Origin of the sequence: Aeromonas veronii, from assembly GCF_040215105.1 — a bacterium.
GTDB classification, from domain to species: Bacteria; Pseudomonadota; Gammaproteobacteria; order Enterobacterales; family Aeromonadaceae; genus Aeromonas; species Aeromonas veronii_G.
In genome coordinates this window covers 1,536,169-1,557,203 of sequence record NZ_CP157875.1, presented here as the reverse complement: position 1 = coordinate 1,557,203, position 21,035 = coordinate 1,536,169, and the positions used below count along the sequence as shown (strand labels likewise).

Genomic DNA, 21,035 nt, shown 5'->3' with positions numbered 1-21,035 from the left:
TGAAATGGAGTTAAAAAGTACCCCATCCTGTTCAGGAGGGATTTTCCAGTCGAAACTCGATGCGATCGCTGTTCCCTACCTCATCAACCACTACCAGCTGATAGCGCCCTGCCGCGCTCAATACCTGATCCCCGTCCCAGCGAAGCCGCTCGCCGTTCAAGAACCAGTGCGCCTTGCCGATGCCGCCAAGTACCCTGGGCTGCAACCGATAAAGCTGGCTGCGGATGAGGTTCCCCTCCCCCAGCGCCACGATCCGGATGGGGGCCTGCTGATCCGCCCCCCGGCTTTCCCCCTCGCAGCCACTGGCCAGGAGCGCCCGACGCCGCTCCGACGGTGGGCGCCAGGGTTCGAGAGAGAGGGGCCAGAGCGCCCGCCAGGCAACGCCATCGGCATCACGGCAGCGGGCCTGGGTCGGCTTGCCCTGCGCGGTCAGGGCCACCTTGCGAAGGGGAGACGGCCAGTCCATGGGATCCGGCAGGGTGGGCGGATCCCGCTCATCCAGCAGCCAGGCGCTCTGTCGCAGCAAGCAGGTTTCGGTCAGGGTATCGCTCGTTCGCCGCCCGAGTGGCCAGCAGACATCGGCCTCGCTCACCGTATTGGGTTGCACCGGCACGGGGCTGTCGTCCCCAAGCCTGGAGTAGACAGAGAGCAGCAGGGGGATGGCGGCGCTCTGACCGTAGAAGCCCGGCAAGGGGGTGCCATCGGGGCGCCCGATCCAGACGCCGAGGGTCCAGCGGCCGGAGACCCCCAGCGCCCAGCTGTCCCGATAGCCATAACTGGTGCCCGTCTTCCAGGCCAGGCGATTGACCCGGCCGGTCGCCTCGCTGGCGAAGGGCTGATCCGCCCGCCCCTGGGCACTCAGGATGTGCCAGATGATCCAGGCTGCCCCGGGACTCAGCAGGGGGCGGGACACCGCCTGCTGCCCCGCGAGCCAGACCGGCATCGCCACCTGACCCTGACGGCTGAGGGCGCTGTAGAGCGCCACCAGCTGCTCCAGCCGGATACCCGCCGCCCCGAGCGCAATGGCGGGATTGGGCTTGTCCGAGAGCGCGAGCCGCACTCCGGCGTTGTCCAGCCGGTTGACCAGGCTGTCCGGCCCCAGCGCCTCCAGCACCTGCACCGCCGGCACGTTGAGAGACTGCTGCAACGCCTGGGTCAGGGTCACCGGCCCCTGGAAGGCGCCGGTGAAGTTGGCGGGTCTGTAGTCCGAGCCCAGACGGGGGGCGTCGGCCAGCAGGGAGGCCGAATGCACCAGACCCGCATCCAGCGCCAGACCATAGATGAAGGGTTTGAGGGTAGAGCCGGGGGAGCGAATGGCCTGCACCATGTCGAGGTAGCCGTGGCGCCTCAGGTTGCCATACTCGGCGCTGCCCACGTAGGCACGCACCGCCATGGTGGCGTTGTCCACCAGCAAGAGGGCCGCCGAGGTCTGCTCGGGGAAACGGCGGATATAGCTCTCCACCCGCCCCTCCAGCCAGCGCTGCAGGTTGCCGTCTATGGTGGTGTGCACCAGGGCCCCCGGCTGGCTGCTGGCGGCGAGGCGGGCAAACAGCGGCGCCTCCATGGGAGTGAAGTGACCCCGGGCCAGCACGGGTTCGATGCGTCCCTGCTCCCAGACCGATGGCGCCCAGGTTCCCTGCAAGACCAGACGTTGCATCACCTTGTCGCGGGCAGCCCGTGCCCGCTCGGGATGCCGGTCGGGCCGGTAACGACTGGGGGCCTGGGGCAGCACCGCCAGCAGCGCGGCCTCTGCATGAGTGAGCTTGGCCGCGCTCTTGCCGAGATAGGCGAAGCTCGCCGCCTGCACCCCCTCCAGGTTGCCGCCAAAGGGGGCCCGGTTGAGATAGACGGTGAGCAGGGTGCGTTTGTCGTAGTGCCACTCCAGTTGCAGCGCCCGCGCCATCTGGCGCAGCTTGCCCGGCACGCTGCGATGGTAGGGCTCGATGAGGCGCGCCACCTGCATGGTGAGGGTGGAGCCACCGGAGACCGCCCGGCCATAGTAGATCCATTGCCAGACCCCTCGTGCCATGGCGACGGGGTTGACCCCGGGGTGCCACCAGAAGTGGCGATCCTCATAGCCGAGCAGCGCCTCTATGTAGCGGGGGGAGACTTGCGACAGGGTGACCGGATAGCGCCAGACCCCGCTGGTATCGGCGAAGGCCCGCAGGGGCTTGCCCTGATTGTCGAGCACCACCCGCGCGTAGGCAGGATCGAGCGGCGGCGGCGGGAACAGTCTGTCCAGCGCCACCAGCAGCAGGCACAACAGCGCGAACCCCGCCCCCAGCAGACGCAGCCACAACGGCAGTCGGCGCAGCTGGCGGGAGAGCCCCCGCCAACTCCCGCCAAGCTGCCGGCGGGCGCGCTGCCACCAATCGGCCGGACGCACCTCGTCTTGCATGGGAGCCCTACTCAGAGATGGTCACCTCGTGGATATCCTGCCCCACCGCCCGGATCTCCGGACGATACATATCCTCCACCTGGGTTGGCGGCACCTGATAATGCCCCGGGGTCACCGCCCGCATCAGATAGACCAGCTGCTGGTTGCTCCCCTCGCTCAAGTCCAGGGCTGCGGTGTAGCGATCATCCCTGAACTCCTGATGCTTCAAGTAGTCATTCCAGTCGCTCTGCCAGGCGGGCTTGCCGTCGATCCGCAACTCCTCGAGCTTGATGCTGTTGCCAAGAGCCGGGTTTTCCAGCTCGAAGCCCGCCGGCAGCATCTCCACCAGCAGGGCGTCGGGCACCGCCTGTTCGCTCGAGACGTTCAGTCTCACCACCACCAGATCCCCCACCCGCACCTTGGCGGGGTCGAGCTGTTTGCCATCCCCGTTGAACCAGCTGCGGGTCACGCTCATCCCCTGGCTCACGCGGCTGGGGGCTTGTTCGGGGTAACCGATGAGGGTGCGCTGCACATAGAGGGAACCCTGCCCTTCGTTGCCCACTGTGCTCATCGTCAGCGCCTCGGGGGCGCCGAGCTGCAGACTCGCGTGGCCAGAGAGCGAGCGCTCGCCACTGGCACTCACCATCCTGGCCTGCCAGTCGACGGCGGGGTCAACCTGGGCCAGGCGCAACAGGGCGAGGCGCTCCTGGGTACTGAGCCATTGGCGGTGGGCCAGGGTGTCGGCCAGCCTGGCGCTCAACCCACTCCAGCTATCCGGTGCCAGCTTGTGCTGGCGCAGCAGGGCGAGCGTCAACGCCCCATCCCGCAAGGGGGAGCCATAATCCGCGAGATAATCATCCCCCCGCTCGGTCGCCAGTGCCCGGTTCAGGGCCTCGGCGCCGCCTTGCTGATCCCCCATGGCGGACAGGGCCAGGGAGAGATGCAGCAACGGCAGGCCGGAGCGGGCGTGATCGGCCTGTTGTTCCCAGATGAGGCGCAGGGTGGAGAGCGGCGCCTTGCCCACCCGTGCCAGCACATAGGCGCTGTAGGCCTGATAGGCCAAGCGGCTGTGCTCGGGAGCACTGCTCCAGCGCTCGCCATACTGGCTGTCGGTGAGATAGCTTTGCAGACGGTTCAAGGCTTGATTGAGCATGGCCTCAGGCACTGCCTCACCGGCTTCCTTGCGGGTCAGCAGGTAGTCGGCGGCGTAGGCGGTGAGCCACTGCTCCTCATCGGAGCGACCATCCCAAAGACCGAAGCCGCCGCTTGGCAGTTGCAACCGTTGCAATCGCTGCATCAGGCCACGTTGCACCTCGGCCTCGTTCTGCGCCTTGGCGGGCTTGGGCAGAGGCCTGGACCAGGCCTCCCGCTCGGCAGTCGTGGTGAGCTCATAGGGCCAGGCGCGCGACAGGGTCTGCTCCAGACAGGCGTAAGGGTAATCGGCCAAGGCCTGCCACTGGGCTGCCGGATCCCAAGGTGGGGTGCCCGAGAGGCTCAGCAGCCCCTGCAGGTTGGCGCTATCAAGCCCTGCCAGCTCGTTCGGAGCGAAATGCATCTGCTGACCGGGGGTCAGCATCTGGTAACGCTGGCGGGTCTGGGCCGGCCAGGGGGATCGCAGGGGCAGGGACCACTCGCGGCTCATGGCAAAGCCATCGCCGCTGGCAGCCAGCGCCAGACGCGCGACCCCGCTCGCCCCCGTGACGGTGAGGGGCAGGGTGAGCCAGCGCTCCTCGCCATTCTTGAGCGCAAGGGTAGCGGGCAGCTCGCTCCCCGCCTGCAGGCCACCACTCAGGGTCCAGTCCAGGGAGAGGGATTGATCGCTGCCGCTCATGTTGCGCAGTTGCACCAGAGCGCGGGTCTCGTCCCCGCGGGCGCCGAAGCGCGGCCAACCTATCTCGGCCACCAGGGGGGAGACCACCTTGACGGCACGCTCCGCCTGACCGACCTGCTGCTCATTCCAGGCCAGGGCCATCAGCGCCAGCTCACCGTTGAAGTTCGGCAAATCCAGCGGGATGACCGCCTTGCCGCTCTCATCGAAGCTCACCTCGCCACTCCAGAGCGCCGCCACCTCGACCCGGCTCTCCAGGGCGCCCCCCTTCTTGAGGGCCGGTGCATCGCCGCCATAGTTGAGGCGAGCCAGCTTGCCATCCTGGGGCGGGATCACCTGGCCGTAGTTATCAAACAAATCCTGGGCAAAGCGCTTGCGACCGAAGAAAATCTCGAACGGGTCCAGGGGTTTATAGTCGCTGATATTGAGCACGCCCCTGTCCACGGCCGCCAGTACCACCCGCCCCCGGCTGTTGGGGGTGGAGCTCGCGCTCACCTCGAGGCGAGTCAGGGGCACCGCCTTGTCCGGCGCACTCAGGGTCAGCGGCAAACGACGCTCTTCTCTGTCCAGAGTCAGGGGCACCAGACCGACCGAGCGCAGGCTCTGAACCTGCGCCGGGCTCGGCACTGCGTCACCATCCGGGGCCGCAATCTGGGCCGAAATGTGCAAATCGTGGCGCTGCCACTCGGGGCGGATAGGGATCTCGAACTCCCCGCGACCCGTGGTCGCCTCCCCCTCGGCTTTCAACTCGATGCGTTGCCACCAGCGCAGACCATCGCCATCCTCCACCAGCAGCAGGCCCTTGCCGGCGCGCGGTGCCACCAGCGTCACCCTGGCGCTGTCACCGGCCTGATAGGCCCGCTTGTCGAGGCTGATGGCTATCTTGTCGGGGCGGGCCTGTTCCCCGCCGCCGCCCCAGGCGTAACTGCCGATCTCGAGGCGCAGGCTGGAGACATGGCCCTGGCTGTTTTCCACCTCCAGGCGATACCAACCGGTTGCCAGCGGCAGGCTCAGGGGCGTCGGCCCCTTGCCATCCAGTGGCAGGGTCAGTTCCTGCTCGAGGTAGGGCTGGGGATTGTATTCATACTTCCAGCCCTCGCCCCCCGAATAGTGCCAGTAGTAGTCGCGGTATTCGTTGATGAGGCGTACCTTCACCACCCCCGCCACCGGCTGCCCCTGTCCATCCAGGTTGAGGATCTGGAACGGCAGGGGCCTGCCCCCTTCCACCCTGTCTGCCACGAAGTCCGCCTTGAGGGCGGGCCACTGGCTGCCCGCCGGCCAACCGTATTGGGTGCGACTGCGATTCACCGTCCGGCCACCGGGCTCGGAGAGGGAGACCCGGAATGCCACCTGAAGCGGACCCAGCGCCTTGACGTCGTCGAGCTGATCGACAAGGGACACGATCCCCTCCCCTCGCTCATCCAGCGTCAGGGAAAGGGGCTCGGGTTCTTTCTCCTCATCCTGCAGCCGCACGTCTCCCAGGGTGAATCCCTGCCACTGGCCGAAGGGCATGAGGGCACGGCTGATGGTCACCTCCGCCTTGGCCTTGGTGCCGCTGGCGGGGGCGCCGTAGAGATAATCCCCCTTGAGAGACAGCGAGAGCGCTTCGACATCGCCGAGCAGCTCCCCGTCAGGCCCGGTGCCAAGCTGGAGTTTCAGCCGCTCCGGCAGAAACTCCTCCACCAGGAAGGGCCACTCGAAGCGACTGCCGGCGGCGGTTTTCAGCTGGATGGTCCAGCGACCCAGGGGGGCATCCTGTGGCAATCGCAGGCTGTAGCCCGCCGCCCCCAGGTTGTCCGGCAACAGCCGCCGCTGCTCAAGCAACTGCCCATCCGGTTGCTTCACCTCCAGCTCCACCGCCATGCCGGGCAGCAACTGACCATCTTGCCCCTTGAGCAGGATCTCGCTGTCGAGCCGCTCACCGGGGCGATAGAGATCCCGTCCGCTGAACAGATAAAGCTGCTGCGCCTGCCAGGGCTGGGTACCCAGATCGAAGGCGGAGAGATCCAGCGCCGCGCCGTCGAGGCGCAGCACTGCCAGATGCTTGCCTTGCTCCGCCAGCAGCAAGCGGGCACCTTGCACCTGCTCGAAGCGGCGATGGCCCTCGGCATCCGAGCGCTGCACCTGCAGCCGGTTGCCCTTCTCGTCGAGCAGGGAGAGTTGTACGTCCTTGAGGGGTGAGGCGCTGGCCAGGGAGCTGACGAACACCTCCAGCTGATCCGGATAGCGGCGGGCGCTGAGGCCCATGTCGCTCACCGCGAAATAGGTGGTTTCCTTGCGCCAGTGGTAATCGCCAAGGGGGGACATGACCGCAAAATAGACCCCGGCCTCGGCCAGTTGCGGCTCCTTCACGTTGATGAGGCGGGTCTCGCGGCGGTTGGGATCGAGCGCGAGGGCATAGCGGCCGCTGAACACCCGCTTGGCCCGCGCACTGACCTGCTCCAGATCCCAGTTGCCCATGCCGGCGCCGGGTCTGTACTGCGCCAGGAATCGGGGCAGATAGTCCGCATCAATCCTGAAGAAGTCAATATTGACCTCATCCACGTTGACCGCGCTGATGGGCAGACGCAGCTCCTGGCGCAGCGGCAACACCATGCCGCTGGCGGTAAAGGAGGCCCCCGCCTCCAGCGGCCGGGTCTTGAGGGTCCAGTGCTGGGCCCTGGGCCCCAGTCCCGCCTTGAGACTCACCTCATAGGCCGTGTCGGGTTTGACACTCGGGAAGTAGAGGGTGCGACCATCCTCGGCCAGGATCCACTCCCCCTGCACCTGCTTGCCCCCTTCCGTCACCCCAAGCCAGCTCTGCCAGCTGCGCCTTGGCGGGAGCGGGCCGGAGAAGACCAGGGCCAGCGCCGGGGCATTCCGGTATTGCCGCGCACTGGCCTGGCTGATGTGTTCAGGTGCACCGGGCTCTTCCGTGCCCGCCATCGGCGTAGATCCCGCCTTGGGTTCTGCCGGTTCAGGGCCGCAGCCCCCCAGCAACACGGCCAACGACAGGGCAAGCAATGGAAGAATGCGGGGCTTGGAGAGGGGCGCGAAGAGGTACATGGATGTCATCCCGGATTGAATCACCGCGACGGCGGTGCAAGGAGTACAGGATAAGGGATCCCGTCTCATTAATACAAAATCCCTTATCCAGAACGAGATACTACATAAGTGGCATATTAAAGCAGAACAGACCATCCATGAATGTCTCAGGGATATAATTCAATCGACACTCTCGGTAGGAACCTCATTATATCGCTGTCGGAATTTATCCGTTTTCTGAACCCAGGCTAAACTGCAAACAATAGTTCACTTGTGTGCCTTGCGTGGACTATTTATGCTTTGCCGCCATCAAATCAGAACCATCAATCAAATAAATTTCAAATAGTTAGGAACCGTCTTTACAAGCCCACTGCCTGTGCCATAAATGAAGCACGGGTATGCAGCAATGCCAAGACGAACCCAATTATTGAACTCAGGTTCATTTATTACTGCATCACAGTATCCCCGTTGGCCCGGCTTTTTTGTCGGGCCAACATCGTTATGTGCTCACTACCTGCCGGAGTCATACCAGAATGGAAAATAACGATCTCGTCATAGTCGAAAAAAGGCTGGTGACCCGATTCCTGGATATGTTTATCAAGTTCGGGCTTATCCTGGGTCTGGCCTCCTTCTGCTTTACCGTCTTCTCCCCCTTCATGAACATGATGCTGTGGGGTCTTATCCTGGCGGTGACCCTCTATCCGCTCCATCAGCGCTTCGCCGCCCGCCTCGGTGGCAAGCAGGGTCGCGCCTCCACCTTGCTGGTGCTGCTGGGCATCGTGCTCATCGTCGTTCCCACCATCGCCATGGTCAGCTCCCTGGGTGACAGTGTCAGCTCCCTGGTTCACAAGGTGGAGAACAACACCCTGACCATACCCGCGCCCTCCGACAGCATCGCCGCCATTCCGCTGGTGGGCGAGAAGCTGCACGCCTTCTGGCTGAAGGCCTCGGTGGACTTGCCGAGCCTCATCAAGAGCTACCAGCCCCAGCTTGGCGACATTGCCAAGCAGGTCGTCGGCATGCTGGCCAGCATGGGGGGCGGTCTGCTGGGCTTCGTCGCCTCCTTCATCGTCGCCGGCATCATCATGGCCTGGGGGGCACCGGGCGCCGTCAGCGCCACCCGCATCGCCATTCGCTTCACCGATGAAAACAAGGGGATCGCCCTCATCAAGCTGTGCACCAGCACCATCAGGGCGGTGGCACAGGGGGTCATCGGCGTGGCCTTCATCCAGGCGCTGCTGGCGGGCATCATCATGTCCCTCGCGGGGATCCCGGCGGTGGGCATCTTCTTCGTGCTGGCACTGATCCTCGGCATCGCCCAGGTGCCCGTCATCCTGGTCACGGGGCCGGTGATTGCCTACATGTGGATGGCCGGGGATCACGGCACCGTCGTCAACATCGTCTATACCGTGCTGCTGGTCATCGCCGGCATGGCGGATAACGTGCTCAAGCCGCTGCTGCTCGGCCGCGGGGTGGACGCCCCCATGCCCGTGGTGCTGCTCGGCGCCCTCGGTGGCATGGCCACCAACGGCATCCTCGGCATGTTCATCGGCGCCACCATGCTCTCCATCGGCTATCGCATCTTCATGGCCTGGGTCAACGAAGGTCAACCCGGCGTGAAGCAATAACCCATGGTCGTCGTTCATCATGCCATGCGCCCCCTCTTTGCAGGGGGCGCATGCCTGTTTCTGAGTGCCTGCACCCTGCTTGGCCCAGACTACCAGACTCCCCAAGTCACCGAGCTGGCAGGCTGGCAAAACGCCAGTCAGGGCCAGCGTGCCGCCACCGCGACTGACTACCGGCAATGGTGGGCGCAGTTGCACGATCCCGTGCTCAGCGCCCTGATCGAGGAGGCCCTTCGCAACAACCCGGATGTGCGCATCGCGGGTCTGCGGATCCTCGAGGCCCAGGCCCAGCTCGGCATCGCCGAGAGCCTGCTCGACCCGCAGGCAACGGTCGGTACCGGGGAGTTCCTGCAGACCGGCCAGAGCCGGGATGGCCACAGCAGCGCAGGCAGCCACTATGGCGCGGGGTTCAACCTCGGCTGGGAGCTCGATTTCTGGGGCAAGTTCCGGCGCGGGATCGAATCGGCGGATGCCAACTACTTCGCGACCCTGGCGCAATACGACGATGTGCAGGTGCTGATGATTGCCCAGGTAGCCCAGCTCTACGTGAGCATCAGAACCGTCGAGGCCAGGCTTCAGATAGCCCATGACAACGCCCGCCTCCAGCGCCGCAGCCTGGAGATCACCGAGCGGCTGTTCAAGAGCGGCAACAGCGCCGAGCTGGATGTGCAACAGGCCAGAACCCAGTATCTGGGCACCCTCTCCGGCATACCGCAGTTGCAGACCAGTCTGCGCCAGAGCCAGAACGCCCTCTCGACCCTGCTGGCCCGCACGCCAGGCCCCCTGCCCGAGATGGGCGCAGGGACGGGGCAGATCCCCCGGGGTCAGCTAGCCCTGGTCGCCGAACTGCCTGCCGACTTGCTGCGCCGCCGCCCCGATGTGCGGGTCGCCGAGCGGCAACTGGCCGCCCAGTCGGCCCTCGTCGGAGTGGCCGAGAGCGAGCTCTACCCCTCCATCACCCTGCTCGGCACCCTGGGGGTCAGCGCCACCGGTGGCAGCAGCGGCACCTACTCCTGGGCTGTGGGTCCGTCGCTCAGCTGGAACCTGCTGGATCAGGGGCGCCTCGGCAATCAGGTACTGGTGCAGGATGCCCGCTTCCAGCAGCTTCATGAGCGCTATCGCGACACCCTGTTCAAGGCGGCCAGGGAGGTGGATGATGCCGCCATCGCCTACGCCAATGGCCAGGACGAAATTGCCCTGCTGACCCAGACGGGGGCCGCGGCGCGGCGCTCTCTGGACATCGCCAACACCCAGTACCGGGAAGGCATGGCCGACTTTCAGCGGGTGCTCGACTCCCAGCGCGCCCTGTTCAGCCAGCAGGAGCGGCTGGTCAACAGCCAGGGCGCCCGCATGCGCGACCTCATCACCCTCTACAAGGCTCTGGGTGGCGGCTGGGAGCAGGGGCGATCCCGCCCCCTGGTAACGCCCGCCGTCGAAGCCCAGTTGCGCAAACGCGCCGACTGGGCCCCCTTGCTCGACCAGGTCCAGCCGCCAGCCCCCTCTTCCCAGAAGGTAAGTGCCCATGACTGACAACACTCCCCCCGGCAAGGCCAGCCGCAACGCCACCCTGGGGCTGCTCGGTCTCATCGCCCTGCTGCTAGGCTGGTATCTGCTGGCCGACCGGCTGACCCCCTACAGCTCCCAGGCCCGGGTACAGGCCTTCGTGGTCCCAATTGCCGCCGAAGTGGCCGGCCAGATCCAGCGGGTCCATGTGCGCGACAACCAGGACGTGGCGGCGGGGGATCCCCTGTTCGAGATAGATCCCGAACCCTATGAGATCGCCCTGGCCAAGGCACGCTCCGATTACCAGACGGTGCTGAGCGGCGTCAAGGCGGGCAACGAGGGGGTCAAGGCGGCCGAGGCGGCCTTGATGGCCATGCGCGCCGCCTATGACAATGCCGCCAAGGATGCCGCTCGCCAGGAGCGACTCTATCGGGAGGATCCGGGGGCCATCTCGGTACGCCGTCTCGAGGTCGCCCAGGCCAGCCGGGAGACCGCCAAGAGCCAGGTGGCGGCGGCCGAAGCCGACGTGCGCCGCGCCATCGAAGCCGCCGGCGCCAGCGGCGATGACAACTCCCAGTTGCTCAGCGCCCGCTCGGCGGTCCACAAGGCCGAGCTGGATCGCGCCAACACCCGGGTGGTGGCGCCAGGGCGCGGCCTCATCACGGATCTTCGCACGGACAGCGGTCAGTTCATCGGTGCCGGTGCCCCGGCCATGACCCTGATCGCCATCCACGACGTCTGGATCTCGGCGGATCTGACGGAGAACAACCTCGGCAACGTCCAGCCCGGCGACAGGGTCGCCATCTTGCTGGACAGCCTGCCCGGTCGCCTGTTTGAAGGGGAAGTGCGCAGCATCGGCTACGGGGTGAGCGATGGCAAGAGCCAGCCCGCCGGCACCCTGCCGAGCGTGGACAACAACCGGGACTGGCTGCGGCAGGCCCAGCGCTTCCCGGTCAAGGTCGCCTTCAAGGAGGGGGATCTGCCACCGGCCGACGGGCTGCGGGTCGGTGGCCAGGCCGATGTCATGATCTATGCCGCCGACAATGGCCTGATGAACCTGCTGGGGGGGCTCTACATCCGGTTGATGAGCCTCTGCTCCTTCCTCTACTAGGTGGTCTATGCATAACGCCGACAGGGCAATCCTTCGCATCGGCACCGGCATCGCACTGGCGGCGGGGCTCTGCTACGGACTCGCCCTGCCCATGCCCCACCTTGGACTCATCATGGCCTGGGTGGTGTTGTGCCGCCCGGGAGACCCCCTGTGCTTACAGAAGGGATTGGTGGGTGGCCTTTTGCTGATGGTCGTGATGATGGGGGGCGTGCTGCTGGTGCCCCTGCTGACCCACTACGCCCCGGCGGCCGTGCTGCTCGTCACCCTGCTGCTCTATTTGCTGATGCTGCAGGGGATGGCGGGCAAGGGGGTGGCCTCCATGCTGCTCATCATGGCCATCACGGTGATCCCGGTGGCCGGCCTCATCGAGCAGCGACTTGCCATCGCCATCGCCCAGATGATGGCGGTGGGGATCCTGGTGGGGGCCCTGGTCAACGCCCTGGCTCATCGCCTGTTTCCACCCATACCGGCGACAGAGTCCGCCCCAAGGCCCAGGCCCGCCTCCCCGGAGCATCCAGAGCGGCTGGCGCTGCGCGCTGTCATCATAGTGCTGCCGGTCTGGCTGCTGGCCCTCGGCAATCCCGCCTTCTACATTCCCGCCGTGATGAAGACGGTGGCCCTGGGCCAGCAGAGCAGCGCCCTCAGCGCCAAAGCGGCGGGCAAGGAGTTGTTGGGCTCGACCCTGATGGGGGCCCTGCTGGCCTTTGCGCTCTGGATGGGGCTCGGCATCTGGCCGTCATTGCTGATGTTGATGCTGATGCTGGCCCTGATGACCCTCTGGCTGGCGCGGCGACTGCTGGGGCTGACACCGACCCGCTTCCCGCCCTCGTTCTGGAGCAATGCCTGGATCACGGCGATCATTTTGTTCGGCCCGGCCATCGAAGACAGCGCGGCGGGCAAGGATGTCTGGCTCGCGGCGGCGATGCGCTGCGGCCTCTATCTGTTGGTGGCTGGCTACGGCTGGTGCTGTATCTGGCTGTTCGAGCAGCGGTGGCCGGTCGGCCGCCCCCTGGCAGAGCAACCCGTTGGAGAGTGATATGTTGACCATCTTTCTGGTCGGGATCCCGGTGATCCTGGCCAACATGCTGCTGCAATCCCTGGTATCGGTCTGGTGCATCCGCTTCTATTTCAGACGCTTTGGCGAGCGGGAAGGCATCGTCGCCGGGGTGTTGGCGCTGTTTGGCATCATCACTCTGGTGATGCTGGGCAACCTGGCCCAGATCGCCATCTGGGGGGGGCTCTTCCTCTGGCTGGGGGAGTTCTCCACCCTGCACGACGCCGTCTATCACTCCGCGGTCAACTTCGCCACCCTGGGTTACGGGGATATCGTCATGAGCCCGCAATGGCGACTGCTGGGGCCACTGGAGGCGGTCAACGGCGCCCTGATGATTGGCCTCTCCGGTGCCTGCATGCTGGCGGTGCTGCAGCATCATGTCCGCAAGCAATTTCCGAGATAACGCGAAGCGGCGGGGCCACATCACCTCCCCCTGATTTTCAGCTCCGCCAGGGCGGCAGAGTGCGTCCTGCATCACGCCAACAAAATGTTGTTTGACGCGGTTTTGCAGTATTCTTGCCATCCGACCGTTTCCCAACAGGACAGTGCCCGTTCATGTCGTCTACCGCGCTCAGTCATCTCCCGACCGCCAGCCCGGCGCCGCTGTTCTTTCGCCTGGACACCCGCAGCCAGCGGCTGGTGGCCCTGACCGATGTGATGCAGACGCCCCTTCACTGGCTCGATGAGCCCAGAGACGCCTGGCCCGCCCAGTTGCCCGAGGCCTTGCGCCTGCCCATAGAGCAAAAACTGGCCAGCGGCCAGGGCGGCAGACTGTTAGTTCGCTTCGCCGACCTGCAGTGGAATATTTCACTATCCCATGAGCAAGATGCCTTCTGGTTAATCTGCCTGCAGACCCAGCGCCAGGACAGCGTGGCCAGCCTCGCCCTGCAGCTGCCACGTCTGAGCCAGATGGCCAGCCAACGGCAATATGCCCCCATGCTGGAGAGCCTCAAGGAGTGCCTCGGCGCCGACCGGCTCATCCTCTGGCATTATCAGGCCAACGGCCCCCTCGGCAGCGAGCAGCTGACCCCTGTCTTCACACTGGGGGTGGATTCGCTTGCCCCCATCCGGGGAGACAGCCGCTACATCCGCGCCCTGCGTACCCGCGGCGCCTTGAGTTTCTCCGAGGCCGCCCACCAGCCCATGCTGGGGCAGCACTACTATCTGGGGGAGGCCAATGTCTGCTCTCGCCTGGACGGCGCCCTGCTGGAGCAGGAGAAGCTCATCGGCGTCCTCAGTCTCGAATACCTGGAGTCGACCCTGCCCGGCGAAGAGGCGCTGCAACTGGTGCGACACTGCGCCCAGTTGCTCGGCCACTGGCAACCCGAGCCGGTGATGACCGAGGCCCCCACCCTGACCCCGCCTGCGGATCTCGCCCTCAAGACGGGACACGACTATTGCCGGGCCTTGCTCCACTGGGCCATGGGTATCAGCGGTGCCCGCATCGGCTGGCTCGCCGAGTTCCAACCCCGCGGTCAGGAGCTCTGGATCATCCCGCGCTGCACCCTGGAAGGAGAAACCTTCTCCACCGTCAAACCCCTGCGGCTGGAAGCCGGCCCCGGACTCGAGATCTTCCGTCACGGCCAGGCCCTCTACATCGACGATCTGCCCCAGCGCTACCCGCAGGCCGAGCAGCTCAACGCCCTCAAGGCCAGGGGTTACATCGGCATCCCCCTCTCCAGTCAGCCGGGAGACCCCTTCGGCCAGCTCACCCTGCTGCTCGATGAGCCCATCGCAGATCCCATCCCCGTGCTCGATATCCTGAGCGGCCAGCGGGCGCGGGCCGCCATCGAGTTGCAGCGCCTCGCCACCGATGTGGCCCTGCGCCTGGCGGAAGTCGCCTTCAACACCCATGACGGCCTGCTGGTGATGGATCAGGACGGCATCATCCTCAAGGTCAATGACTCCTTCACCCGCGTCACCGGGTTCGAGGGGGATGAGATGATAGGCCTGCACATCACCAAGCTGCGCCCGACCTACTATGGGGACAGCCTGAAAGCGGACGTCACCACCGCCGTCAACAACGAGGGTTACTGGCTTGGGGAGGAGCAGTGCCTGCACAAGAGCGGGCACCTCTTCCCGGTTCGGCTCATGGTGACCGGGGTCAAGGAAGAGGAGGAGATCAGCCATTTCGTCTGCAGCTTCCACGACATCAGCAGCGAGAAGGAGGCGGCCCACCATATCGAGCGCCTGGCCTACTACGACGATCTCTGCGATCTCTACAACCGGCGCAGCCTGAACGACATCATGCAGCGCACCCTGCAACACCCGACCGGGCAATGGGGCGCCCTGCTGCTGCTGGATCTGGATAACTTCAAGTCGGTCAATGACTCCCTCGGCCACGCCTGTGGCGATCTGCTGCTCCAGGCCGTGGTGATCAGACTCAAGTCCCTGCCCCAGGAGAATCTGGTGCTGGCCCGCACCTCGGGGGATGAGTTTGCCCTGCTGTTTACCGCCCTCGGCCAGGGGTATGTGACCGCCAAGATCCTGGCGGAGCACTTCGCCCGCGAGCTGATGGGGATGTTCCGCAACCCCTTCGATGTGGGGGATCACAAGCTGCACTGCAGCGCCTCGGTGGGGATCAGCCTCTTCAGCGACGAGGACAAGGATCACCTCGTCCTGATGCAACAGGCCGATACCGCCGCCCACATGGCCAAGCGGGCCGGCCAGGGCAACTATGTCTTCTTCAGCGAAGCCATGGCGGAGAAGGAGAAAAGCAAGCTGGCCCTGAACAACCAGCTGCGGGACGCCCTTCGCAACAACGAACTGGTGCTGCACTACCAACCTCAATACCGGGTCGACAATGGCAGTCTCTCCGGGGTGGAGGCCCTGGTGCGCTGGCAGAAGAGCGATGGCACCATGGTGCCGCCCGGCGACTTCATTCCGGTCGCCGAGGAGACCACGCTCATTCAGGAGATCGGCTACTGGGTGATGAAGACCGCCTGCGCCCAATACAGTTTCTGGCTCAACAACGGCCTCGCCATTCCTCACCTGTCGGTCAACGTCAGCGCTCGTCAATTCCACACCACCGGCTTCGTGCAGCAGGTGGAATATATATTGCGCGACACCGGGGTGCCCCCTTCCCGCCTGCTGCTGGAAGTGACCGAGTCCGTGGTGCTGGAAAACCGGCTGGAGAGTATTGCCCGGATCCGCCAACTGAAAGCCCTCGGCATCCTCATCTCCATCGATGATTTTGGCACCGGCTACTCCTCCCTCGCCTATTTGCGCGATTTGCCCGCCGATGAGGTCAAACTGGACAGGAGCTTCATCCAGACGCTGGTGCACAGCGAACAGGACAGGGCCATCGTCAAGGCCATCCTGGATTTGGCCAAGGTGTTTCGCTTCACCGTGACCGCCGAGGGGGTGGAGGATGAAGAGCAGCTTGGCGTCCTCAAGGGGCTGGGGTGCCAGCACTATCAAGGCTTCCTGACCAGCCGCCCCCTGTCGGTCAAGGCGCTGGAGAGTCTGCTCGGTGCGAGCCCCCTGGGCTAAACAGGTAGGATTTATAGGGCCTTTTGTAATAAAATAACGACCTGCTCGCCCCCAGCACGAACTATTGGAGTCGTCTATGTCAGTCACAAACCGGATCCCGGCCATCAGCAGCACCGACGTTATTGGCCGTATCCATTCCGTTGAGACCTGCGGCACCGTCGATGGCCCCGGCATCCGCTTCATCGTGTTCATGCAAGGCTGCCTGATGCGCTGCAAGTATTGTCACAACCGGGACACCTGGGACACCCAGGGCGGTCGCGAGGTGACGGTGCCCGAACTGATGAAGGATCTCACCAGCTATCGCCACTTCATGAATGCCTCCGGCGGTGGCGTCACCGCCTCCGGTGGGGAAGCCATGCTGCAACAGGAGTTCATCGCCGAGCTGTTCAGCGCCTGCAAGGCACAAGGGATCCACACCTGTCTCGACACCAACGGTTTCGTGCGCCACTACGATGAATTGCTCGACCGGGTGCTGGACAACACCGATCTGGTGCTGCTCGACATCAAGCAGATCAACGACGAGAAGCACATTCCCCTCACCCACGTCAGCAACAAATACACCCTGGAATTTGCCCGCTACCTGGCGGCCAGGGGCCAGACCATGTGGATCCGCTACGTGGTGGTGCCCACCTGGTCCGACGATGACGAGAGTGCCGAGGGGCTCGGCCAGTTCATCGCCGAGTTGGGAGAGTGCGTGGAGAAGGTGGAGCTGTTGCCCTACCACGAGCTTGGCAAGCACAAATGGGACGTGCTGGGCGATCACTATGATCTCACCGGGATCAAGCCCCCCAGCAAGGAGACCATGGACAGGGTCCAGGCCATCCTTGGCAAGTACCACCCCAACGTCAAATATTGATGACAAAGGGCTGGCCCTCTCGGGTCAGCCCTTTTCTTCAGCCGCCCCCTCCCTCGTCACAGGCCAAGGACGCTGCCATGACTGACGGACAAGTCGCCGCCCTGCTGCTCTGGCTGGTACTGCTCGCCTTCAGCCTGAATGGCCCGCTGCTGCGCACCCTCCATGCCAACCCCCTCTATCAGCATCTTTGCCTCGGCAGCGCCATCGCCCTGATCCCCCTCTGGGTGCTGCGGGCGGGATTGCACGAGGGGCTCGAGATCCATTTTCTCGGCCTGACCGCCCTGACCCTGCTGCTGGGCTGGCGCCTCGCCCTGCTGGCACCCAGCCTCACCCTGCTGATCCTCGGCTGCTTCGGCGTCACGGACTTGGCAGACTTTGGCTGGCAGGCGCTGCTTGGCATCGCCCTGCCGGTCGCCACCAGCTGGCTGCTCTTTCTGGCGAGCTGGGCCTGGCTGCCCCGCCACCTGTTTGTCTACCTGTTCGTGGCCGCCTTCCTCGGCGGTGCGCTCGCCATCTCGGTCAAGGTGATCGCCAGCGCCCTCTGGATGGGGTTGGATGGCCGATACGGCTGGCAAACCATCAGCAGCGACTATCTCTCCATCTGGCCGCTGCTGCTCTTCCCCGAGGCCCTGCTCAACGGCATGGCCATGACCCTGCTCGCCGTCTACCGCCCCCATTGGGTCAATACCTTCTTCGATCGGGAATATCTGGGGCGCTGAGCCATCATCCTGGAAACATGAACAAAAAAGCCCGCGATTGCGGGCTTTGTTGTTCATGGCCTTTGCATCCGCTACACGCTGCGGGGGCGCAGGTGGGCATGCCAGCGGGCTTCCCACTTCTTGAACAGCCAGACGATGACGAAGGTCAGCAGCATGTAGAGCAGGCCTGCAGTCAGGAAGGCCTCGAACGGGCTGTAGTAGCGGGAGTTGATGATCCGCGCCGCGCCGGTGAGATCGACGATGGTGACGATGCCCGCCACCGCCGAGCCCTGCAGCATGAAGATCACCTCGTTGCTGTAGGCGGGCAACGCACGGCGGAAGGAGTTCGGCAGGATGATGCGGGTGAGGGTCTGCCAGCGGGTCATGCCAAAGGCATTGGCCGCTTCAATCTGTCCCTTGGGCATGTTCATCACGGCCCCACGCACGATCTCGGCGGTATAGGCACCGGTGTTCAGGGTGAACGCCAGCAAGGCGCAGAACCAGGCCTGGGCGAACAGATCCCAGGCGATGCTGTTTCTGAGCCACTCCCACTGGGCGGCGCCGTAGTAGATGATGAACAGTTGCACCAGCAGCGGGGTGCCACGGAAGAAGTAGATATAGGCCCAGATCGGCCCCTTGATCAGCCAGTTGCGGCTGTTGCGCAAGATGCCGAGAGGAATGGCCAGCGCCAACCCGAGTGCAAGGGAGCCCGCCACCAGCAATACCGTGGTGTAGAGCCCCTGCCAGTAGGTGGGCCACTCCTTGAGGATGATTGAGAAGTCCATGGCTTACCTCGTTTTGATGGCGTAGTGACGTTCGGCCCACTTGAGCGCCGAGGTGGAGACGGCGGTGAAGACCAGGAAGATCAGCGCCACGGCCATGTAGAAGGTGAAGGGCAACTGGGTCGAACCCGCCGCCAGCGACGCCTTGCGCACCATGTCATCGAGCCCGATGATGGAGACCAGCGCCGTGGTCTTGAGCAGCACCAGCCAGTTGTTGCCAAAGCCCGGCAGGGCGTGGCGCATCATCTGGGGGAAGAGGATCCGCACAAACACCTGGCGAGCCCGCATGCCGAAGGCGCGAGCGGCCTCGAGCTCTCCCTTGTCCACCGCCAGGATGGCACCGCGGAAGGTTTCGGTCATGTAGGCGCCGAAGATGAAGCCGATGGTGGCGACCCCGGCCGCAAAGGGACTGATGTCGATGTAATCCGGCAGCAAGGAGACCCATTCCTGGTTCGGATTGCTCGCCAGCAGATAGTTGTTGTAGCTCTCGTTGACCCAGGTGCAGAAGTTGTTGATGAGCACCTGGCCGCCGAAGAACAGCAGCATCATCAGCACCAGATCAGGTATGCCGCGAATGAGGGTGGTGTAGCCGGCGGCTATTCCGCGCGCCCAGCGGTAGGGAGAGAGCTTTGCCAGCGCCCCCAGCATGCCGAGTAGCAGGGCCAGCAGCAGGGAGGCGAGCGCCACTTCCAGGGTGACCCAGGCCCCCTCCAGCAGGGAGGCTTCGTATCCTTTCAAGTCAAACATATGCGGCTCCATCGCCATTGAGTGGGCTCAATCAGCAGCTTCATATCCTTGTCAGATCCATGTCATGCCACCCGTCGCGTCGTGTTCGACGAGGCCGGCATTGTCAAATCAACCAGATACAGCTTCATTGCAATCAAGTAGGCCCGCCACTCCCGGCGGGAGCCAACGGGCCTGATGACGACTGGCGGTAGCCCCATCGACGGGACCACCACCCGAATGGTCGTTATTCGCCGTAGACGTCGAAGTCGAAGTACTTGTCGTTGATCGCCTTGTACTTGCCATTCGCACGCAGTGCCAGGATGGCAGCGTTGAATTTCTCTTTCAGATCCTTGTCAGCCTTGCGCACCGCAATGCCGGCACCCTCGCCAAACCACTTGGGATCGGTCAGTTTCGGGCCGACGAACTCGAAGGCATCGCCCCCTTCTTTCTTCAGCAAGCCGTCGCTGATGGCGGCAGAATCGGCCATCACGTAGTCAACCCGGCCGGATTTCAAGTCGAGATAGGCCTCGTCGGCAGTGCCGTAGCGCTTGATGGTGGCATTGGGGAAGTTGTCGGTGATGTAGGTATCCATGGAGGTGGCGCGCTGCACGGCGATGGTCTTGCCATCCATGAAGGCTTTCTCCAGTTTCACCTCGGTGCCCTTCTTGGCTGCGAAGCGGGCCGGAATGTGCTGGTACTTCTGGGTGAAGTCCACCTTCTTCTTGCGCTCTTCGGTGATGTCCATGGTGGCGATGATGGCGTCATATTTGCGCGACAGCAGCGCCGGGATGATGCCATCCCAGTCCTGTTTGATCAGGGTACACTTGACCTTCATCTCTTCGCACAGGGCGTTGGCGATGTCGATGTCAAAGCCTTTCACCTCGCCGCTCGGCTCGGTCCAGGAGAAGGGGGGGTAGGCACCCTCAACCCCGATCCGCACCTCTTTCCACTCCTTGGCCATCAGGCTGCCGGAAGACAGGGCGGTCACAATGGCAGTCGCCAGCATCAGCTTGTTCATGTATCTCTCCTTGATAAACACGTCGATCGTTGAAAGTGCAGCTTGTTGAAAATAACGCCCGCCATCAATAGATGGAGGAGATGAATTGTTTGAATCGCTCAGACTTGGGGTGGGCAAAAATCTCCTTGGGATTGCCCTCCTCCTCCACCCGCCCCTGATGCAGGAACATCACCTTGTTCGATACATCCCGGGCAAATGACATCTCGTGGGTCACCACCAGCATGGTGCGCCCCTCCTCGGCCAGCTCGCGCATCAGGCCGAGTACCTCCCCCACCAGTTCAGGATCGAGCGCCGAGGTGGGCTCGTCGAACAGCATCACATCGGGGTCCACCGCCAGCGCACGGGCAATGGCCGCACGCTGCTGCTGGCCGCCGGAGAGGTGGCCGGGGTAATAGTCACGGCGCTCCCAGAGTCCCACCCGGTTGAGCAGATGCTCCGCCTTGGCGATGGCCTCGGCACGGGGCACCTTGAGCACCTGGATGGGGACTTCGATGATGTTTTGCATGATGGTCATGTGGGACCAGAGATTGAAGCTCTGAAACACCATGGCCAGCCGGCTGCGGATCCGCTCCACCTGGCGCATGTCCTCCGGCAGGCGTTCACCAGCGCGATTGCTCTTCATGCGAATGAGTTCACCGTGCAGAGAGACGGTACCGGCCGAGGGGGTTTCCAATAAATTGATGCAGCGCAGAAAGGTCGACTTCCCAGAACCCGAGGAGCCGATCAGGGAGATGACATCCCCCTTGTGGGCGGTCATATCGATGCCCTTGAGCACTTCGTGGGTGCCAAAATACTTGTGCAGATCACGAACTTCCAGTGCGGCGACGTCGCTCATCCATTACAACCTTGTCTGTCCCTAGACGCCCCGTTGGGCGTGACTCAAACCATCGTCCATTTAACAAATCGTTAACCGATGGCAACCTCCAGCGAAAATATCACTC

At 64.2% G+C, this 21,035-nt stretch carries 14 protein-coding genes; 8 read left to right on the top strand and 6 right to left on the bottom strand.

The features are described from left to right. Positions 1-31 precede the first annotated feature (31 nt). Together pbpC and ABNP46_RS07305 are read right to left on the bottom strand one after the other, a co-directional pair. Positions 32-2,398 (bottom strand): penicillin-binding protein 1C, encoded by a 2,367-nt coding sequence (gene pbpC / locus ABNP46_RS07310; protein WP_349921751.1) that lies wholly within the window; start codon positions 2,396-2,398, stop codon positions 32-34. A gap of 7 nt (positions 2,399-2,405) precedes the next feature. Next, positions 2,406-7,250, bottom strand: coding sequence for an alpha-2-macroglobulin family protein (locus tag ABNP46_RS07305; protein ID WP_349921749.1), 4,845 nt, complete (start codon positions 7,248-7,250; stop codon positions 2,406-2,408). Between the two features lie 569 nt (positions 7,251-7,819). Here ABNP46_RS07305 and ABNP46_RS07300 point away from each other — a divergent pair. The 8 genes from ABNP46_RS07300 (at position 7,820) to ABNP46_RS07265 (ending at position 17,589) form a co-directional block, all read left to right on the top strand. Further along, positions 7,820-8,857 carry an AI-2E family transporter gene (locus ABNP46_RS07300; protein ID WP_349921748.1) on the top strand — a complete coding sequence of 346 codons (1,038 nt, stop codon included), beginning with the start codon at positions 7,820-7,822 and terminating at the stop codon, positions 8,855-8,857. 3 nt (positions 8,858-8,860) lie between these two features. Then, positions 8,861-10,384, top strand: a complete 1,524-nt coding sequence (locus ABNP46_RS07295; RefSeq protein WP_349921747.1) for a TolC family protein — start codon at positions 8,861-8,863, stop codon at positions 10,382-10,384. Then, positions 10,377-11,468, top strand: coding sequence for an HlyD family secretion protein (locus tag ABNP46_RS07290; RefSeq protein WP_349921746.1), 1,092 nt, complete (start codon positions 10,377-10,379; stop codon positions 11,466-11,468). Before ABNP46_RS07295 ends, ABNP46_RS07290 begins: the two co-directional genes overlap by 8 nt. A 7-nt stretch (positions 11,469-11,475) precedes the next feature. Then, entirely contained in the window at positions 11,476-12,504 is a 1,029-nt protein-coding gene (locus ABNP46_RS07285) for a hypothetical protein (RefSeq protein WP_349921745.1), read from the top strand. Position 12,505: 1 nt separating this feature from the next. Beyond that, a complete protein-coding gene (locus ABNP46_RS07280) occupies positions 12,506-12,925 on the top strand; it encodes an ion channel (RefSeq protein WP_349921744.1) in 420 nt (139 codons plus the stop codon). Positions 12,926-13,077: 152 nt separating this feature from the next. Beyond that, positions 13,078-16,014 carry a putative bifunctional diguanylate cyclase/phosphodiesterase gene (locus ABNP46_RS07275; protein WP_349921743.1) on the top strand — a complete coding sequence of 979 codons (2,937 nt, stop codon included), beginning with the start codon at positions 13,078-13,080 and terminating at the stop codon, positions 16,012-16,014. Positions 16,015-16,090: 76 nt separating this feature from the next. After that, positions 16,091-16,870, top strand: a complete 780-nt coding sequence (gene pflA, locus ABNP46_RS07270; protein ID WP_349921742.1) for a pyruvate formate lyase 1-activating protein — start codon at positions 16,091-16,093, stop codon at positions 16,868-16,870. Between the two features lie 77 nt (positions 16,871-16,947). Further along, the gene (locus ABNP46_RS07265) at positions 16,948-17,589 is read left to right on the top strand and encodes an energy-coupling factor ABC transporter permease (protein WP_349921741.1); all 642 of its coding nucleotides are present in this window, start codon (positions 16,948-16,950) and stop codon (positions 17,587-17,589) included. Positions 17,590-17,660: 71 nt separating this feature from the next. Here ABNP46_RS07265 and ABNP46_RS07260 read toward each other — a convergent pair whose 3' ends face one another. The 4 genes from ABNP46_RS07260 to ABNP46_RS07245 form a co-directional block, all read right to left on the bottom strand. Next, positions 17,661-18,353 (bottom strand): ABC transporter permease, encoded by a 693-nt coding sequence (locus ABNP46_RS07260; RefSeq protein ID WP_349921740.1) that lies wholly within the window; start codon positions 18,351-18,353, stop codon positions 17,661-17,663. A 3-nt stretch (positions 18,354-18,356) separates the two neighbouring features. Further along, positions 18,357-19,097, bottom strand: coding sequence for an ABC transporter permease (locus ABNP46_RS07255; RefSeq protein ID WP_349921739.1), 741 nt, complete (start codon positions 19,095-19,097; stop codon positions 18,357-18,359). A 223-nt stretch (positions 19,098-19,320) separates the two neighbouring features. Further along, positions 19,321-20,094, bottom strand: a complete 774-nt coding sequence (locus ABNP46_RS07250; RefSeq protein ID WP_100859508.1) for an ABC transporter substrate-binding protein — start codon at positions 20,092-20,094, stop codon at positions 19,321-19,323. Between the two features lie 64 nt (positions 20,095-20,158). After that, complete coding sequence (locus tag ABNP46_RS07245) at positions 20,159-20,929, bottom strand: ABC transporter ATP-binding protein (protein ID WP_349921738.1); 771 nt, start codon at positions 20,927-20,929, stop codon at positions 20,159-20,161. Positions 20,930-21,035 lie beyond the last annotated feature (106 nt).